The 15,504-nt window shown below is 70.4% G+C and carries 13 protein-coding genes; 10 read left to right on the top strand and 3 right to left on the bottom strand.

Annotated features, from left to right (window positions below; genetic code table 11):
* Nucleotides 1-65 precede the first annotated feature (65 nt).
* From smc to R8Z57_RS08765, 3 genes are all read left to right on the top strand, one after another.
* Nucleotides 66-3,623 (top strand): chromosome segregation protein SMC, encoded by a 3,558-nt coding sequence (smc, locus tag R8Z57_RS08775; RefSeq protein ID WP_318353373.1) that lies wholly within the window; start codon nt 66-68, stop codon nt 3,621-3,623.
* 15 nt (nt 3,624-3,638) lie between these two features.
* Nucleotides 3,639-4,511: a signal recognition particle-docking protein FtsY gene (ftsY, locus tag R8Z57_RS08770; RefSeq protein WP_318353372.1), complete on the top strand. Its 873-nt coding sequence runs from the start codon at nt 3,639-3,641 to the stop codon at nt 4,509-4,511.
* 71 nt (nt 4,512-4,582) lie between these two features.
* On the top strand, nt 4,583-5,083 hold the full coding sequence (locus tag R8Z57_RS08765) for a DUF2004 domain-containing protein (protein ID WP_318353371.1): 501 nt from the start codon (nt 4,583-4,585) through the stop codon (nt 5,081-5,083).
* A gap of 19 nt (nt 5,084-5,102) precedes the next feature.
* Here R8Z57_RS08765 and lipA read toward each other — a convergent pair whose 3' ends face one another.
* Nucleotides 5,103-6,131 carry a lipoyl synthase gene (gene lipA, locus R8Z57_RS08760; protein WP_318353370.1) on the bottom strand — a complete coding sequence of 343 codons (1,029 nt, stop codon included), beginning with the start codon at nt 6,129-6,131 and terminating at the stop codon, nt 5,103-5,105.
* Nucleotides 6,128-6,766, bottom strand: coding sequence for a lipoyl(octanoyl) transferase LipB (gene lipB / locus R8Z57_RS08755; protein ID WP_318353369.1), 639 nt, complete (start codon nt 6,764-6,766; stop codon nt 6,128-6,130). Before lipB ends, lipA begins: the two co-directional genes overlap by 4 nt.
* 190 nt (nt 6,767-6,956) lie before the next feature.
* Here lipB and R8Z57_RS08750 point away from each other — a divergent pair, with 190 nt between their 5' ends.
* From R8Z57_RS08750 to R8Z57_RS08735, 4 genes are all read left to right on the top strand, one after another.
* On the top strand, nt 6,957-7,952 hold the full coding sequence (locus R8Z57_RS08750; RefSeq protein ID WP_318353368.1) for a TetR family transcriptional regulator: 996 nt from the start codon (nt 6,957-6,959) through the stop codon (nt 7,950-7,952).
* Between the two features lie 70 nt (nt 7,953-8,022).
* Entirely contained in the window at nt 8,023-9,585 is a 1,563-nt protein-coding gene (gene ffh, locus R8Z57_RS08745; protein ID WP_318353367.1) for a signal recognition particle protein, read from the top strand.
* Nucleotides 9,586-9,768: 183 nt separating this feature from the next.
* Nucleotides 9,769-10,929 (top strand): hypothetical protein, encoded by a 1,161-nt coding sequence (locus tag R8Z57_RS08740; protein WP_318353366.1) that lies wholly within the window; start codon nt 9,769-9,771, stop codon nt 10,927-10,929.
* Nucleotides 10,926-12,626 carry a glycosyltransferase gene (locus tag R8Z57_RS08735; RefSeq protein ID WP_318353365.1) on the top strand — a complete coding sequence of 567 codons (1,701 nt, stop codon included), beginning with the start codon at nt 10,926-10,928 and terminating at the stop codon, nt 12,624-12,626. Before R8Z57_RS08740 ends, R8Z57_RS08735 begins: the two co-directional genes overlap by 4 nt.
* A gap of 83 nt (nt 12,627-12,709) precedes the next feature.
* Here the strand turns inward: R8Z57_RS08735 and R8Z57_RS08730 are convergent, their stop codons facing one another.
* Nucleotides 12,710-13,873, bottom strand: coding sequence for a glutamate--cysteine ligase (locus tag R8Z57_RS08730; RefSeq protein WP_318353364.1), 1,164 nt, complete (start codon nt 13,871-13,873; stop codon nt 12,710-12,712).
* Between the two features lie 265 nt (nt 13,874-14,138).
* Here R8Z57_RS08730 and rpsP point away from each other — a divergent pair, with 265 nt between their 5' ends.
* Genes rpsP through rimM form a run of 3 tightly spaced genes read left to right on the top strand, consistent with a single transcriptional unit; the run spans nt 14,139 to nt 15,499 of the window.
* Nucleotides 14,139-14,570, top strand: coding sequence for a 30S ribosomal protein S16 (rpsP, locus tag R8Z57_RS08725; protein ID WP_318353363.1), 432 nt, complete (start codon nt 14,139-14,141; stop codon nt 14,568-14,570).
* A gap of 4 nt (nt 14,571-14,574) precedes the next feature.
* Nucleotides 14,575-14,805, top strand: a complete 231-nt coding sequence (locus R8Z57_RS08720; RefSeq protein WP_109210617.1) for an RNA-binding protein — start codon at nt 14,575-14,577, stop codon at nt 14,803-14,805.
* Nucleotides 14,806-14,854: 49 nt separating this feature from the next.
* Nucleotides 14,855-15,499: a ribosome maturation factor RimM gene (gene rimM / locus R8Z57_RS08715; RefSeq protein WP_318353362.1), complete on the top strand. Its 645-nt coding sequence runs from the start codon at nt 14,855-14,857 to the stop codon at nt 15,497-15,499.
* Nucleotides 15,500-15,504 lie beyond the last annotated feature (5 nt).

Genomic DNA, 15,504 nt, shown 5'->3' with positions numbered 1-15,504 from the left:
TTCCCGGAAACGGCGAGGTCCTCCGGTAGCGTAGGCGCGTAGTCGACCGTGGCGGAGGGCGGGCCATGCACCTGAAGAGCCTGACGCTCAAGGGGTTCAAGTCGTTCGCCCAGCCGACGACCTTCGCCCTCGAGCCCGGAGTGACCTGCATCGTCGGTCCCAACGGCTCGGGCAAGTCCAACGTCGTCGACGCGCTGGCGTGGGTGATGGGCGAGCAGGGCGCCAAGACGCTGCGCGGCGGCAAGATGGAGGACGTCATCTTCGCGGGGACCGCCACCCGCGGTCCGCTGGGGCGCGCCGAAGTGCAGCTCACGATCGACAACAGCGACGGAGCGCTGCCGATCGAGTATTCCGAGGTGACCATCAGCCGGACGCTGTTCCGCAACGGCACCAGCGAGTACGCGATCAACGGCGAATCGTGCCGGCTCCTGGATGTCCAGGAGCTGCTCAGCGACTCCGGGCTGGGTCGCGAGATGCATGTCATCGTCGGCCAGGGTCGCCTTGACAGCGTGCTGCAGGCCACTCCCGAGGACCGCCGCGGATTCATCGAGGAAGCCGCCGGAATCCTCAAGCATCGTCGGCGCAAGGAGAAGACACTCCGCAAGCTCGACGCGATGGAGGCGAACCTGACCCGCCTGAGCGACCTCGCGGGGGAGTTGCGCCGGCAGCTGAAGCCGCTCGGCCGTCAGGCGGAGATCGCCCGCGAGGCGGCGTCGATCGCGGCGGTCGTGCGTGACGCGAAGGCCAGGCTGTTCGCCGACGAGATCGTCGGGCTGCGAGCTGAGCTCGCCTCTCACGCGCACAGCGAGCAGGAGCGGCACGCCGAGCGCATGGTGCTGCAGGAGCGTCTCGACAACGCGCGCGTGCGGATCGAGCAGCTCGAGACCGACCAGCGCTCCGAGAACGTGGACCGCGCGCGTCGGGTCGCGCACGGGCTGGAGCGCGTGCAGGAACGGCTGCGCGGACTCTACGCGCTCGCCGGGCAGCGCCTGGCTCTTCTCGGCGACGCCGAGGACGAGGACCGGATCGAGCTGACCACCGTCTCGCAGGCGATGATCGACGAGGCGCGCGCCGAGATCGACGACGTGTCGGACGGCCTCGGTGCCGCCCAGGACGCCGCGGCCGAAGCGGGGCGCGACGTCGTCCGTGCGCGCGCGGAGCTCGATGCGCTCGACGCCGACATCGCCGCGCAGAGCGCCCTGGTGTCGGAGCACGACATGCGCATCACGGCGCTGCGCGGCACCGCGGAGGCTGCGGCATCCGCTCTGTCGGCCGTCCGCGCCGGGGTCGAGCGCCAGCAGAAGGCGCTCGATGCGGCGCTCGTCCGGCGCGCCGAGTCCGAGGAGATCCTTGCCGGCGTCGACCCCGATCTCGTTCCCGAGAGCTCATCCGCCGATCACGCCGCGGCCTATGAGCGGGCTCAGCGCGATGCGGCCGAGGCCGAGCCGACGGTCGGCTCGCTCCGCGAGCGCCTGCATGCGGCGGAACGCGAGCGCGAGGCGCTCACCGCCCAGACGGCGGCGCTGAGTCGCGCGCTGGACGTGAAGAACGGCGCGTCGGCGCTCATCGCGCAGGACCTCGACGGCGTGCGCGGTCTGGTCGGCGACGCCGTCCAGGTCGCACCCGGCTTCGAAGCGGCGATCGCCGCGGTGCTGGGGCCGGTCGCGGAGGGCGTGCTCGTCGACGACCGCCCGGCAGCCTTCGCGGTCGCGGATGCCGCGCGGGGCGCCGACGCCGGCGTCGTCGACATCGTCATTGCCGCAGCCGCCGCGACGCGCCCGGAGTTTCCCGTACTGCCCGGGATCGTGCCCGCCCGGGAGGTCGTCGCGGCGCCGGAGGGCGTGCTGGGCTTGCTCTCGCATGTCGTCGTGGCCGACGATCTCGCCGCTGCGCGCGACGCCGGCGCCGCGCTCACCAGGGGCGCGGTCGGCGCACCGGTCACCGTGGTCACCCGCCGCGGCGAGGTCTACACCGAGTACTCGCTGCGCGCCGGCACGGGCGCCTCGCGGTCGCGGCTCGAACTGGCGGCGGAGAGGGATGCCGCGGCCGACCGCCGCGACGAGATCACCGTGGTGGCGGACTCGCTGCGGGAGGCCCTCGGCGACGCGGCTCGCGAGCTCGAGTCCGCCCGCCAGCGGACCAAGTCGACGCTTGCCACGCTCCGCGAGCACGACGCCGCCCTGGCCGCGCACGCCGAGCAGGTCAACCGCGCGACCCTGCGCCATGAAGCGGCAGTGGCCGAGTGCGAACGGCTCGCCGCGGGACTGGCGCAGGCGGAGGCGGCGGTCGAAGACGCGGAGGGCTCCGCGCGCACGGCCGAGGATCAGCTGACGGCCGCGCTCGAGGCGCCGCGGCCCATCCTCGATGCGTCGGCGCGGGAGGGCATGCTGGCATCGCTCGAGGAGGCCCGCGATGCCGAGATGGGTGCGCGTCTCGAGGTCGAGACGCTGCGGGAGCGTATCCGCGCCGGCGAGGCGCGCGTCGCCGCCCTCGAGCGGCAGCGTGAACGTGAGCGGGAGGCCGCTGCTGAGGCCGCCCGCCGTGCCGTGGTCCGCCGCGCTCAGCGCGAGATCGCGGCGGGGGTCGCCGGACAGCTGCCCGCCGTCATCGATTCGGTCGATCGCTCGCTCGCGCAGGCGCGGGCCGAGCTGAGCGCCGCGGAGTCGGAGCGCGCGGCCCTCACCACCGAGCTCGGCGAGCTGCGGCGCCAGGAATCGTCCGTGCGGGAGCGGCTCGCGGGGCTCACCGAGAGTGTGCACAGCCTCGAGCTGCAGATCCACGAGAAGCGTCTGCACGTGACCGGGGTGCTCGAGCGCGTGCAGTCCGAACTCGGCCTCGACGAGGATATTCTTGTTTCAGAATATGGGCCGGATCAGCCGGTTCCTGTCGACATGTCGGCCGCCGCGGCCGAGGATGATGCCCCCGAGCAGTTCGCAGGCCGTCCGGCAACTGTTGCATACGATCGTGCGCACCAGCGCCGCAGGCTGCAGGAGTCGGAGCGCAAGCTCGCGCAGCTCGGGCGTGTGAATCCGCTGGCTCTGGAGGAGTTCGCGGCGCTGGAGCAGCGCCACAAGTTCATGACCGAGCAGCTCGCCGACCTCACGCAGACCCGCAAGGATCTGCTCACGATCATCGAAGAGCTCGACGAGCGCATGCAGACGATCTTCCTCGCCGCCTTCGAAGACACCAGAACGGCGTTCGGTGAGGTGTTCCCGATCCTCTTCCCGGGCGGAACGGGCTCGATCGCGCTGACCGATCCCGATTCCCCGCTGACGACGGGCATCGAGGTGGCGGTGCGACCGGTGGGCAAGAAAATCGAGCGACTGTCGCTCCTGTCCGGGGGCGAGCGATCGCTGGCCGCGGTCGCCCTTCTCACCGCCATCTTCAAGGCGCGGCCGAGCCCGTTCTACATCCTGGACGAGGTGGAGGCTGCGCTGGACGACGCGAACCTGGGGCGGCTCCTCGGCGTCTTCGAGCAGTTGCGGGCATCGAGCCAGCTCATCGTGATCACGCATCAGAAGCGGACCATGGAGATCGCCGACGCGCTGTACGGCGTGTCCATGCGACAGGACGGCGTCTCGGCCGTCGTCGGGCAGCGGATCGCCGAGCGCGTCGCCTCCTGACCGTAGGCTGGGGGAATGGCAGAGAGCTCCTGGTCGCTCGGTCGCGCGCTGCGCGGCATGTTCGTCAAGCCCACGATCGACGAGAACACGTGGGAAGACCTCGAGACGGCTCTGCTGACCGCCGACTTCGGTCCCGACATCACCGAGCGCATCGTCGACGAGCTGCGGGACAAGGTGGACCGCTACCGCACGACGGATCCGCGCGACCTCCAGCGCATGCTGAAGGAGACGCTCGAAGAGCACTTCGCGAAGTTCGACACGACGCTCCGGCTCACGGAGCGGCCCGCGGTCGTGCTCGTCGTCGGGGTGAACGGCGTCGGGAAGACCACCACGATCGGCAAGTTCGCCAAGTTCCTGCAGCGCTACGGCCGCTCCGTCGTCGTCGGAGCCGCCGACACGTTCCGCGCCGCCGCCGTCGACCAGCTCGCGACCTGGGCCGAGCGGGGCGGCGCCACCATCGTCCGGCCGCAGCAGGAGGGGCAGGACCCGGCATCCGTCGCCTTCCAGACGATCGAGTACGCCAAGAGCACCGGCACCGAGATCGTGCTCGTCGACACCGCCGGACGCCTGCACACCAAGGGCGGGCTCATGGACGAGCTGAGCAAGATCCGGCGCGTGATCGAGAAGCAGGCGCCGATCAGCGAGGTGCTCCTCGTCCTGGACGCCACCACCGGGCAGAACGGCGTGATGCAGGCGCAGGCATTCCTCGAGCACGCCGGCGTCACCGGTCTCGTCATCACGAAGCTCGACGGGTCGGCCAAGGGCGGGTTCGTGCTCGCCGTGCAGGAGCGCACCGGCATCCCGGTGAAGCTGCTCGGTCAGGGCGAGGGCATCGGCGACCTCACCGGCTTCACCCCGCACGTGTTCGCGGCAGCGCTCGTCGACTGATCGCCCGGCCGGTTCCGCGCCACACCACGTTCGGTCTATCGCCGAACCGCGCGTTGCGGTTTCATGGGGTCATGGCGATCGAGCACGACTACTTCGGACTCCTGGAATCGGGGCCTGACGGATCGATCTTCTGGTCGGAGAACGTGGAGCTGGGGGACCAGTCCGTCACCGTCGACCTCACGGCGCCCGATCAGGACGACGTGTCGGAGGCCGCCCTCGATGTCGCCGCCGCGCTGATCTCGTCGCTCGAGGAGATCGACCGCAACGCGCGCAACGCCATGGTGAACGAGCTGAGCGACCGCACCAGCGAGGTGACCGAGTACATCCTGCAGCAGCAGGAGGCGCTGGGCGACACCCTCGAGGACGTCCTGGTCGACATCTCGGGAGATGTGCAAATCGACGTCATCCGGTCGCTGCAGCTCATGAGCATGACCATCCTCGCCGACGAGCACGGCGGCGCTGATCCCTTCGCCGTCCTCGAGTACGCGCTCGACCCCGACGCCACCGACGATGTGCTGCTGGTGAACCTCGGTTCCGACGGCGCGGTGCTGTCGGTGACGAGCGCCGACTGAGCCGGCGCCCGTCGGTCCGTCACACGGCCTGAGCGAATCCGCGCTCGACGTGGACGTCCTCGGCGATGTGGGCGAGATGGGCCGGGATCTCGTGGCCCTTCGACAGCATCGACTGCGCCCAGAGCCGGCCGGCGCGGTACGACGACCGCACGAGCGGGCCCGCCAGCACGCCCAGGAACCCGATGCGCTCGGCTTCGTCCTTGAACTCCACGAACTCCTGAGGCTTGACCCATCGCGCGACCGGGAGGTGCCGGGGGGAGGGGCGCAGGTACTGCGTGATCGTGATGATGTCGGTGCCGGCGTCGTGCAGGTCCTGCAGAGCCTGCACGACCTCCTCCGGCTCCTCGCCCATGCCGAGGATGAGGTTCGACTTCGTGATGAGACCGGCGTCACGGGCCTGCGCTAGCACATCCAGCGACCGCTCGTACCGGAACGCGGGCCGGATGCGCTTGAAGATCCGCGGGACCGTCTCGACGTTGTGCGCGAACACCTCCGGGCGGCTGTCGAACACCTCGCCGAGCAGCGCCGGATCGCCGTTGAAGTCGGTGGCGAGGATCTCGACCCCCGTGTTCGGGTTCGCCGCGTGGATGGCGCGGACCGTCTCGGCGTGGAGCCACGCGCCGCCGTCGGGCAGGTCGTCCCGGGCGACGCCCGTGACGGTGGCGTACCGGAGGTTCATGCGCACGACGCTCTCCGCCACTCGGCGCGGCTCGTCGGTGTCGTAGTCGGCGGGCTTGCCGGTGTCGATCTGGCAGAAGTCGCACCGCCGCGTGCACTGCGAGCCGCCGATGAGGAACGTGGCCTCGCGGTCCTCCCAGCATTCGTAGATGTTCGGGCAGCCGGCCTCCTGGCAGACGGTGTGCAGCTCCTCCGTCTTCACCAGCGAGTGCAGGGCCTGGTACTCCGGCCCCATCTTCGCCTTCGTCTTGATCCACTCCGGCTTGCGCTCGATGGGCGTCTGCGCGTTGCGCACCTCGAGGCGCAGCAGCTTGCGGCCCTCCGGTCCGTTCGCCGGAGCCGCCGAGGCTCCGGTCCCGCAGGCGCTCATGCCGGCACCCCCGCGAAGTCCGCGGCGAAGATCCTGCTGACCGTGTCGACCACGTCGCTGGGGCCGACATCGGCGCCGAGGATCTCGCTGATCGTCGTCACCCCGGCATCCGTGATGCCGCACGGGATGATGCCGCGGAAGCCCGCGAGCGAGTTGTCGCAGTTGAGTGCGAACCCGTGCATCGTCACGCCGCGCTGCACCCGGACGCCGATCGCGGCGACTTTGTCTTCGCCGAGCGGCCGGCGCACCCAGACGCCGCTGCGCCCTTCGACGCGGTACCCGTCGATGTCGAGCTCGCGCAGCGCCTCGATCAGCACCTGCTCGAGGCGCCGCACGTGCGCCACGACGTCGACCGGCTCGGCGAGGCGCACGATCGGGTACCCGACGAGCTGACCCGGACCATGCCAGGTGATCTTGCCGCCCCGATCCACGTCCACCACCGGCGTGCCGTCGGTCGGACGCTCGTGGCGCGCCGTGCGCGCACCCGCGGTGTACACCGCCTCGTGCTCGAGGAGCAGCAGGGTGTCGGGGCGGGTGCCGGCGACGACGTCCGCGTGGATGCTGCGCTGCAGGGCCCAGCCGTCGAGATATGGCACGTAGTCGGGGGAGAGGCCGACCGTCCGGATGTCGAGCATCGCGCTCCTTCGTTTCGCTCGTGGCGATTACTGGATCGCGTCCAACAATACGCCACCTCTCGGGGGCCGGTGCGGCGGCCACTTCCTGCGATCGAGCGACCACGTCCGCATTGAGACTTCGAGTCTCACCTGCGTCTCGACCTCTGCGTGGTTTCTCAACCTCGATCCCGTCGCGGCTTAGAGTGGCGGCATGTCCACCGAGCAGCGAGCGGGCCGGCCGAAGGCGTCGTCGCGCGAGACCATCGCCGAGGCGGCCTGCGAGCTGTTCCTCGAGCAGGGGTACGAGCAGACCTCGATCGTCGACATCGCGCAGCGCGCCGGCGTGAGCCGGTCGAGCTTCTTCAACTACTTCGCGTCCAAGTCCGATGTGCTCTGGGCGGGGCTCGACGAGCGGATCACCGTCTTCGAGCAGCGTCTCGCCGCATCGGAGGGGACGGATGCCGCCACCGCCGTCCGCGCGGCGGCACTGGCGATCGCAGAGGCCTTCGCTCCCGACAGCCTGGCGCTCGGCATCGTCAACGCGCAGGCGATGGGCCTCGAGGCCGAATACGAGCGGGATGCCGCTCTGCGGCGCGGTCGGGTCGCGCGAGCGGTCGCAGCCCGGTTCGCCGACGGGGGAGCGGACCGCGTGCGCGCCGAGGTCATCGGCGCCGCGTGGGGCGGCGCCGTCCTCGCCGCGATCGAGGCGTGGGCCCACGATGGCGCCGGCCGGACGTCGCTCGTGCGCTTCCTCACGCTGGCCGCCGACGCGGCGGCGCCGGTGTCGTCCACGGCGCCGTCGGGCGAGGTCGCCCAGCTTCGCGTCGTCGTGCAGGCCTCCGCCTTCGAGCAGACCCTCGCGTTCTACCGTGACGTGGTGGGCATGCCGCAGGCAGAGGCGTACGAGGCAGACGGGGGCGCGCGCGTCGCGATCCTCGCCGCGGGGCGTGCCACGCTCGAGATCGCCAACCCGGCGCAGGTCGAGTTCATCGACCGCGTCGAGACCGACGGCGACGCGCCGAGCGACCGCATCCGCCTCGCGCTGGAGGTGGCCGACACCGCTGCCGCGGTCACCAGGCTCGAGCACGGCGGCGCCGAGGTCGAGGCGACGGCGCGGGTCACGCCGTGGAACTCTCGAAACGCCCGCCTGCGCGGTCCGGGGGGCCTGCAGCTGACGCTCTTCCAGGAGCTCGGCTCCGAGCACTGAGCCGACGGCCGCGCCGGCGGGCGGCTCGGGCGGCGGGATGCGGCAACCGCTCGCGTAGAATCGGGGCATCATGGCGACTTTCGGCACTCTCTCCGACCGGCTCACCGAGACCTTCCGCAACCTCCGCACCAAGGGCAAGCTCACGCCCGCGGACGTCGACGGCACGGTCCGCGAGATCCGGCGCGCGCTGCTCGACGCGGATGTGGCGCTGCCGGTCGTCAAGGAGTTCACCGCCAGGATCCGCGAGCGCGCACTCGGCGACGAGGTGAACCGGGCGCTGAATCCCGCCCAGCAGGTGGTGCAGATCGTCAACGAGGAGCTCATCGCGATCCTCGGCGGTGAGCAGCGTCGCCTGCAGTTCGCCAAGAACCCGCCGACCGTCATCATGCTCGCCGGCCTCCAGGGCTCGGGCAAGACGACGTTCGCCGGAAAGCTCTCGCGTCAGCTCGCGAAGGAGGGCCACACGCCGCTCCTCATCGCCGCCGACCTCCAGCGCCCCAACGCCGTCAATCAGCTGCAGGTGGTCGCCGAGCGTGCCGGTGCCGCGATCTACGCCCCCGAGCCGGGCAATGGCGTGGGCGACCCGGTCAAGGTCGCCAAGGACGGCGTCGAGGTCGCTCGCCGTCAGCAGCATGACGTCGTCATCATCGACACCGCCGGCCGTCTGGGCGTGGATGCCGAGTTGATGAAGCAGGCGGCGAACAGCCGCAAGGCGACCAATCCCGACGAGGTGCTGTTCGTCATCGACGCGATGATCGGTCAGGACGCCGTGAACACCGCGAAGGCCTTCCAGGAGGGCGTGGACTTCACCGGTGTCGTCCTGTCGAAGCTCGATGGTGACGCCCGCGGTGGCGCCGCTCTGTCGGTGGCCTCGGTCACCGGGCGTCCGATCATCTTCGCCTCGACCGGCGAGGGGCTCGACGACCTCGAGGCGTTCCACCCCGATCGCATGGCGTCGCGCATCCTCGACCTCGGTGACATCCTCACCCTCATCGAGCAGGCGCAGCAGGCGTTCGACGAGGCCGAGGCGCTGAAGGTCGCCGAGAAGCTCGCGACGGAGCAGTTCACGCTCGAGGACTTCCTCGAGCAGATGCAGCAGATGCGCAAGATGGGCTCGATGAAGAAGATGCTCGGGATGCTCCCGGGCATGGGCTCGATGAAGCAGCAGCTCGACGACTTCGACGAGCGCGAGATCGACCGCACCGAGGCGATCATCCGCTCGATGACGCCCGCCGAGCGCCGCAACACCAAGCTCCTCAACGGCTCCCGCCGCCTGCGCATCGCGCGCGGCTCGGGCATGACCGTCACCGACGTCAACCAGCTCGTCCAGCGCTTCGAGCAGGCCGCGAAGATGATGAAGACCGTCGCCCGCGGCGGTGTGCCGAACATCCCCGGCATGGGCCCGATCCCGGGAGCCGGGCGCCCCGGCGCGTCGTCGAAGCGCGGCAAGCAGCAGAAGGCGAAGGGCTCGCGCTCGGGCAACCCGGCCAAGCGCGCGGCCGAGAACGCCGGCATCGCCGCCCAGGTCGCCGAGGCTCCGACGGGGTCCGGCTTCGGTCTCGGCGGCGGCGCGAAGGGTGCGCCCACCGAGGCCGATCTCGCCGAGCTGCAGAAGATGCTGGGGCGCGGCTGACACCTCCCGACGACCGCGGATGAGCGGATGCCGCGGGCCGCGGCATCCGTCATGCGCCGGTGTGCGCCCGTGACGTCGTTCCGGCGCGGCGAGGTGCCGGAGAGCGGACGTCACCGCTAGATTGGGGGACCGGCCGGGCGCGACGTCCGGCTTCTGGACGATCTGGGGGGATCGGTTGCGTGTGTGACAACGGCTGAGAGCGTCTTCGCTCGTGACACCCCGCTCTACATCGAGAGCGAATCGGGACGCATCGACCGCTACCCGCGCAATGCCTGGCTCCGCTGGGGTCTGCGCCTGGCTGCGGCTATGCCGTTCGTGCTGGTCGCCGTGTGGTTCCAGGTCCGATCGGGCGGCGATTGGTCCGGCACCGCGAACGGCGCACTGGCGGCCCGCGTGTCGGAGCTGCCCTGGGGCTCCTCCGATGTGGCGGCGCTCGCGGAGCTGTATCCGATCATCTCGAGTGTGCTCGCACTCATCGTCCCCGGTGGCGCGCTCGGACTGGGCATCGCCGGCGCGCTCGTGGGCGGTCTGCTGCTGCAGCTCGTCCTTCAGTCGATGCAGCGCAAGGAGTTCCCGCGGCCGGTGCGGCTGGTCTTCATCGGCACCCTCGCCCTGACCCCGCTCTTCGCCTACGTCGTCACGACCAGCTTCGAAGCGGCGCTCGGTCTGACCTTCTTCGGTCTCGGGATGATCGACCTGGTGCGATTCGTCACGTACGCCAACACCCAGGCCGGCTTCCGCGCCGGGCTCCTCTTCGCGTGCTCCGCGATGGCGGACTCGACCGGGCTGTTCGTCGCCCTCGTCGCCGCGATGGCGGCGGCTCTCATCGTGCGTTCGCGGTCTGCGTCGCGCCTGGCGAACGCCATCGTGGTCGTCTTCCCGACGCTGGCGCTCCTGGGATCTCTCGTGGTGCTCGGCATCGCCTTCCGCCTCGGACCTCTGGCGATGATCCGCGGGGACCTGGTGTGGGACGCGGAGCGGGCGACCACCGTGGCGGATCTGCTGCTCAGCCCGTCCGGGCTGCTGTACCTCGCGCCCACCGCGGTGGTGATCGTCGCGGCGGTCGCGCTGCGGTACCCGGGTGTCGGCGTGGTCGCGCCGGTGATGACGGGCATGATCCTCCTCGCGTACATCCTCGGCCTCACGCCTCCCGGTCTCGCCGGGATCAACTACCTGCTCATGCTCCTGCTGGCGGTCGCCGTCGTACCTCGCCCGGTCACGGTGCCCAGCACGCTGGTGGTCTGCGCGACGTCGGTGGTGCTGTGGGTCATCGGCTGGATGCAGGCGCTCACCAGCGAGACCGTCGGTGCCTGGATCCGCACGCTCATGGGAGGAGCGTCATGACGGCGCATCTGGAGGTGGAGCGAGAGCTCCTCGATCCGGCCCTGCGGCGCCGATACGCCGGCGAGGGGTGGCTGCCGCTCCGGCGCACCCCGGACGGCGTCGAGGTGGCCGTCTCCGCGCCGCTCACGCCGCGACGGCAGGCCGCGCTCGAGGCGGTGGTCGGCGACCGGGTGCACGTGCGCGCGGTGTCGCAGGGGGCCATCGTCCAGGCCCTGACGTCGGTGTTCCGCGACGAGTATGCGTCGCAGGCTGCGGACGGGCTCTACCGCCTGGATCCCGTCCTCTCCGCGCGCTACGTGCTGTCGCGCTCGCAGAAGGTGCTCGCCATCGGCACGGCGCTCATCGTTCTGGGCTGCGCCCTGGTGTGGCCCGTTCCCACGCTCATGACGCTGATCGGCGGCGCCAGCGTCATCTTCCTCGCCAGCACGCTGTTCAAGTTCTTCGTCGCTCTGCGCGGATCCCGGTACGACCTGGTCGCCCGCGTCAGGCCCGAGGAGGTCGCGGCGATCCGTGACGAGGAGCTCCCCGTCTACACGGTCCTGGTGCCGGTGTTCCGCGAGGCCCGCATCGTCGGCAGGCTCGTGGAGAACCTCGGGCGGCTGGACTACCCCACCGAGAAGCTGGAAGTGATCATCCTCGTCGAGGAGGAGGACGACGAGACCCGCGACGCGATCGCCGGGTCGGAGCCGCCGCCGCACTTCATCGTGGTCACGGTGCCGAAGGGCGCACCGCAGACGAAGCCCCGGGCGTGCAATGTCGGTCTCGAGGTCGCGCGCGGCGAGTTCCTCGTCATCTACGACGCCGAGGATGCTCCCGAGCCGGACCAGCTGAAGAAGACCGTCATCGCCTTCAGCCGTGCCGCCCCGTCCGTGGTCGTCATGCAGGCCGCCCTGAACTACTTCAACGCCCGCGAGAACGTCCTCACGCGCATGTTCTCGCTGGAGTACAGCTACTGGTTCGACTACATGCTCACCGGTCTCGACATCCGCGATCTGCCGATTCCGCTGGGCGGCACCTCCAATCACTTCCGCACCTCCGCCCTTCGCGAGCTCGGCGGCTGGGACCCCTACAACGTCACCGAAGATGCCGATCTCGGCATCCGTGCCAGCGCGCTCGGGTATCGGGTCGGCGTCGTCGATTCCACCACCATGGAGGAGGCGACGTCGCACATGGGCATCTTCATCGGCCAGCGCAGCCGATGGATCAAGGGCTACATGCAGACCGCGCTGGTCCATGCCCGCCGCCCGATGGCGCTCATCGGCAAGATCGGTCTCCGGCGGTTCGCCGCCTTCGCGCTGCTGATCGCGGGCACACCCCTGACGTTCCTCGGCGTGCTGCCCTTCACAGCGCTCACGCTGCTGTCGTTCTTCATCCCGTGGGCCGACGTCGGCCCGGCGTTCCCGCCGGCGATCCTGTGGATCTGCCTGCTCAACTTCTTCATCGGCAATGCGCTGATGGTGTATCTCAACATGATGGGGCCGTACAAGCGCGGGGCGTTCTGGCTGGTCGGCTGGGCCGTCCTCAACCCGGTGTACTGGCTGCTGCACTCGTTGGCGTCGTACAAGGCGCTCTGGCAGCTGATCACCAAGCCGCACTACTGGCAGAAGACCGAGCACGGCATGTCGCAGTTCACGCTCGAGGGCTCCGGCGCTGCGGCGGCCGGCGCGCAGACCTCGGACGGCGTGTCGGCGCGCTGACAGCGGGGGCGGAGACGGATGCCTCGGCCCGCGGCCTCCGTCTTACACTGCCGTCCCGCGCGCCGGGCGCGGGTGCCGGGCGGTCAGTGTCCGAGGGCGGCCAGGTGCTCGCGCAGGGTGGGGCCGGAGCGGAACTCGCCGACCAGGTGCCGCACCACCTGGCGGAGGTCGCCGTCGGTCGCGTCCGCGATCGCGAGCTGCCGCGAGTAGCTGGCGCCGCCGGTGAGGATCGACTCGATTCCCGAGAGCTCGCGTGCGCACTTCAGCTCGACGGCGATGTCGGCCAGCTCTTCCAGCGTCTCGCGCAGGTGCTCCGAGACCAGGCGCTGGGTGCCGGCATGGTCCACGATCACGCGGGCGTCGAGTCCGTAGCGCGCCGCGCGCCACTTGTTCTCGCGGATGAACCACGGCTGGATCGTCTCGAGGGGCAGGCCCTCGTCGAGCCGGCGGGAGAAGTGCTCGACGAGCGACTGCACCAGTGCCGCGACCGCGGCGAGCTCCGGCAGGGTCGACATGCCGTCGCACGCGCGTACCTCGATGGTGCCCCAGCGCGGCGCGGGACGGATGTCCCAGCGCACCTCGGTGGCGTCCTCCATGACCCCGGTGCGCACCATGTCGTCGAGGTAGCCCTCGAACTCGCGCCAGTCCTGGAGCGGCCACGGCAGTCCTGCCGTCGGCAGCTGCTGGAAGACCAGGGCGCGGTTAGAGGCGTACCCGGTGCGTTCGCCCGCCCAGAACGGGCTCGACGCCGACAGCGCCTGCAGGTGGGGCAGGTACACCGCGAGGGCGTTGATGATCGGGAAGACCTTGTGCACGTCGTCGACGCCCACATGGATGTGGATGCCCCAGATCATCATGTTGCGGCCCCACCACTGGGTCCGCTCGATGAGCTTGTGGTAGCGCGTCTTGTCGGTGACGCTCTGGTCGTACCACTGTGCGAACGGGTGGCTGCCGGCGCAGAGCAGATCCACGCCGTGCTGGTCGGTGTACGTGCGCACGGCCGCGATCGCGTCGGCGATGTCATCGACGGCCGCGGCGACCGTGCTCCCGATGCCGCTCGTCACCTCGACGGTGTTCGTCAGCAGCTCGCCGGTGACGGTGTAGCGCTCGAGGGAGGAGTCCTCCTCGAGCGCCTCGAGCAGGTCGGGGCCGCGGGGGATGAGGTCGCCGGTGGCGGTGTCGGCGAGCATGAGCTCCCACTCCAGACCCACGGACGAGCGGGAGGATGTCGCGAAGGGCACCGTCATGCGCACAGTCTGGCACGGCGACCCGCCGGGCCTCGTTGGTTCTCGGAACCCGAGGACATTTGGTGGGCGGGGTGTTCGCGGGAGCTCCTGCGATATGGAGGGCGGGGTGTTCGCGGGGGCTCCTGCGTTCTGGCAGAATAGTGGGCTGGATCACCCGCTCGACCCTCTATCCAGCGCGGAGATCCTCCCTTCAGAGCTTCCGCCGGGTGTGCACCCCACGCTCCAGGCGACCGGTTCGTTCACTTTCCACACATTCAGGAGAATCGTGGCTGTCAAGATCCGTCTCAAGCGCCTCGGCAAGATCCGTGCGCCCTACTACCGCATCGTCGTGGCCGACTCGCGCACCAAGCGCGACGGCCGTGTCATCGAGGAGATCGGCAAGTACCACCCCACCGAGGAGCCCTCGTTCATCGAGGTCGACTCGGAGCGCGCGCAGTACTGGCTGTCCGTCGGCGCCCAGCCGACCGAGCAGGTGCTCGCCATCCTCAAGCTGACCGGCGACTGGGGCCAGTTCAAGGGCGACAAGAACGCCGTCTCGACCGTGAAGACCCGCGAGGACAAGGCGGCCTTCGAAGCCGACGCCTCGAAGAAGTCGGTTGTGAAGCCCAAGGCTGAGAAGAAGGCCGAGGAGCCCGTCGAGGCTCCCGCCGACGAGGCGACCGACGCGGCCGACGAGGCCGCCGAGTCCGCCGAGTAATCCGTTGCTCGCCGCCGCGCTCGAACACGTCGTCAAGGGGATCGTCGATCACCCGGACGACGTCCGCATCGACTCGTCCACGTCGCCCCGTGGTGACGTGCTCGAGGTGCACGTCCACCCCGAGGACCGGGGTCGCGTGATCGGGCGCGGCGGCCGCACGGCCAAAGCCCTGCGCACCCTCATCACCGCTCTCGCCGACGGACGCCGCGTGCGCGTCGACGTCGCGGACGACTGAGGTGTCAGGCGAGAACACCACGGGATCGGGCGCTGAGGCCCGCAAGCCCGTGAACGCTGTACCCCCCACCGGCAAGACCCAGCTCCGCGTCGGCCGCCTCGTGAAGGCCCACGGCCTCAAGGGCGCGATCAAGCTCGAGCTGTACACCGACGACCCCGAGGGCCGTTTCGTCCCGGGCGCCACCTTCACGCTCCAGGTGCCGGAGTCGTCGCCGTGGCACGGCAAGCCGCTCACCGTGCGCGAGTTCAAGTGGATGAACAGCCATCCGGTGGCGTTCTTCGAGGGCGTCGACGATCGTGACGCGGCCGAGGGGCTCATCCGCGCGATCCTGTGGGTCGATGAGGACGCGCAGTCCTCGCCGGCCGAGGAGGATGCCTGGTTCGACCACCAGCTGGTCGGGCTGGACGTCGTGCGCGACGGCGAGGTCGTCGGGCGGGTCGCCCGCGTGGACCACCTGCCCGCGCAGGATCTGCTGATCGTGAAGGTGCGAGACGACGAGGTGCTCGTCCCGTTCGTCAAGGCGATCGTGCCCGAGGTCGACGTGGCGGCGGGCCGCCTCATCGTGACCCCGCCGGCCGGTCTCTTCGAGGAGCTCGCGGACGACGCCGACGGCGCGGACGCGGACGGCCCCGACGGCGGGGGCGCCGACGACGCCGACGCCGACACCGACGCAGAGCCGCCCACCTCGGCCTGACGCGC

The sequence above is a fragment of the Microbacterium sp. M3 genome (assembly GCF_033548675.1).
GTDB classification, from domain to species: Bacteria; Actinomycetota; Actinomycetes; order Actinomycetales; family Microbacteriaceae; genus Microbacterium; species Microbacterium arthrosphaerae.
This window is presented reverse-complemented; position numbering and strand designations above follow the sequence as displayed.

Bases quoted from the DNA above. Each gene is read 5' to 3' on its own strand.
- smc (WP_318353373.1), top strand. From the start codon at position 66: ATGCACCTGAAGAGCCTGACGCTCAAGGGGTTCAAGTCGTTCGCCCAG.
- ftsY (WP_318353372.1), top strand. From the start codon at position 3,639: ATGGCAGAGAGCTCCTGGTCGCTCGGTCGCGCGCTGCGCGGCATGTTC.
- R8Z57_RS08765 (WP_318353371.1), top strand. From the start codon at position 4,583: ATGGCGATCGAGCACGACTACTTCGGACTCCTGGAATCGGGGCCTGAC.
- lipA (WP_318353370.1), bottom strand. From the start codon at position 6,131: ATGAGCGCCTGCGGGACCGGAGCCTCGGCGGCTCCGGCGAACGGACCG.
- lipB (WP_318353369.1), bottom strand. From the start codon at position 6,766: ATGCTCGACATCCGGACGGTCGGCCTCTCCCCCGACTACGTGCCATAT.
- R8Z57_RS08750 (WP_318353368.1), top strand. From the start codon at position 6,957: ATGTCCACCGAGCAGCGAGCGGGCCGGCCGAAGGCGTCGTCGCGCGAG.
- ffh (WP_318353367.1), top strand. From the start codon at position 8,023: ATGGCGACTTTCGGCACTCTCTCCGACCGGCTCACCGAGACCTTCCGC.
- R8Z57_RS08735 (WP_318353365.1), top strand. From the start codon at position 10,926: ATGACGGCGCATCTGGAGGTGGAGCGAGAGCTCCTCGATCCGGCCCTG.
- R8Z57_RS08730 (WP_318353364.1), bottom strand. From the start codon at position 13,873: ATGACGGTGCCCTTCGCGACATCCTCCCGCTCGTCCGTGGGTCTGGAG.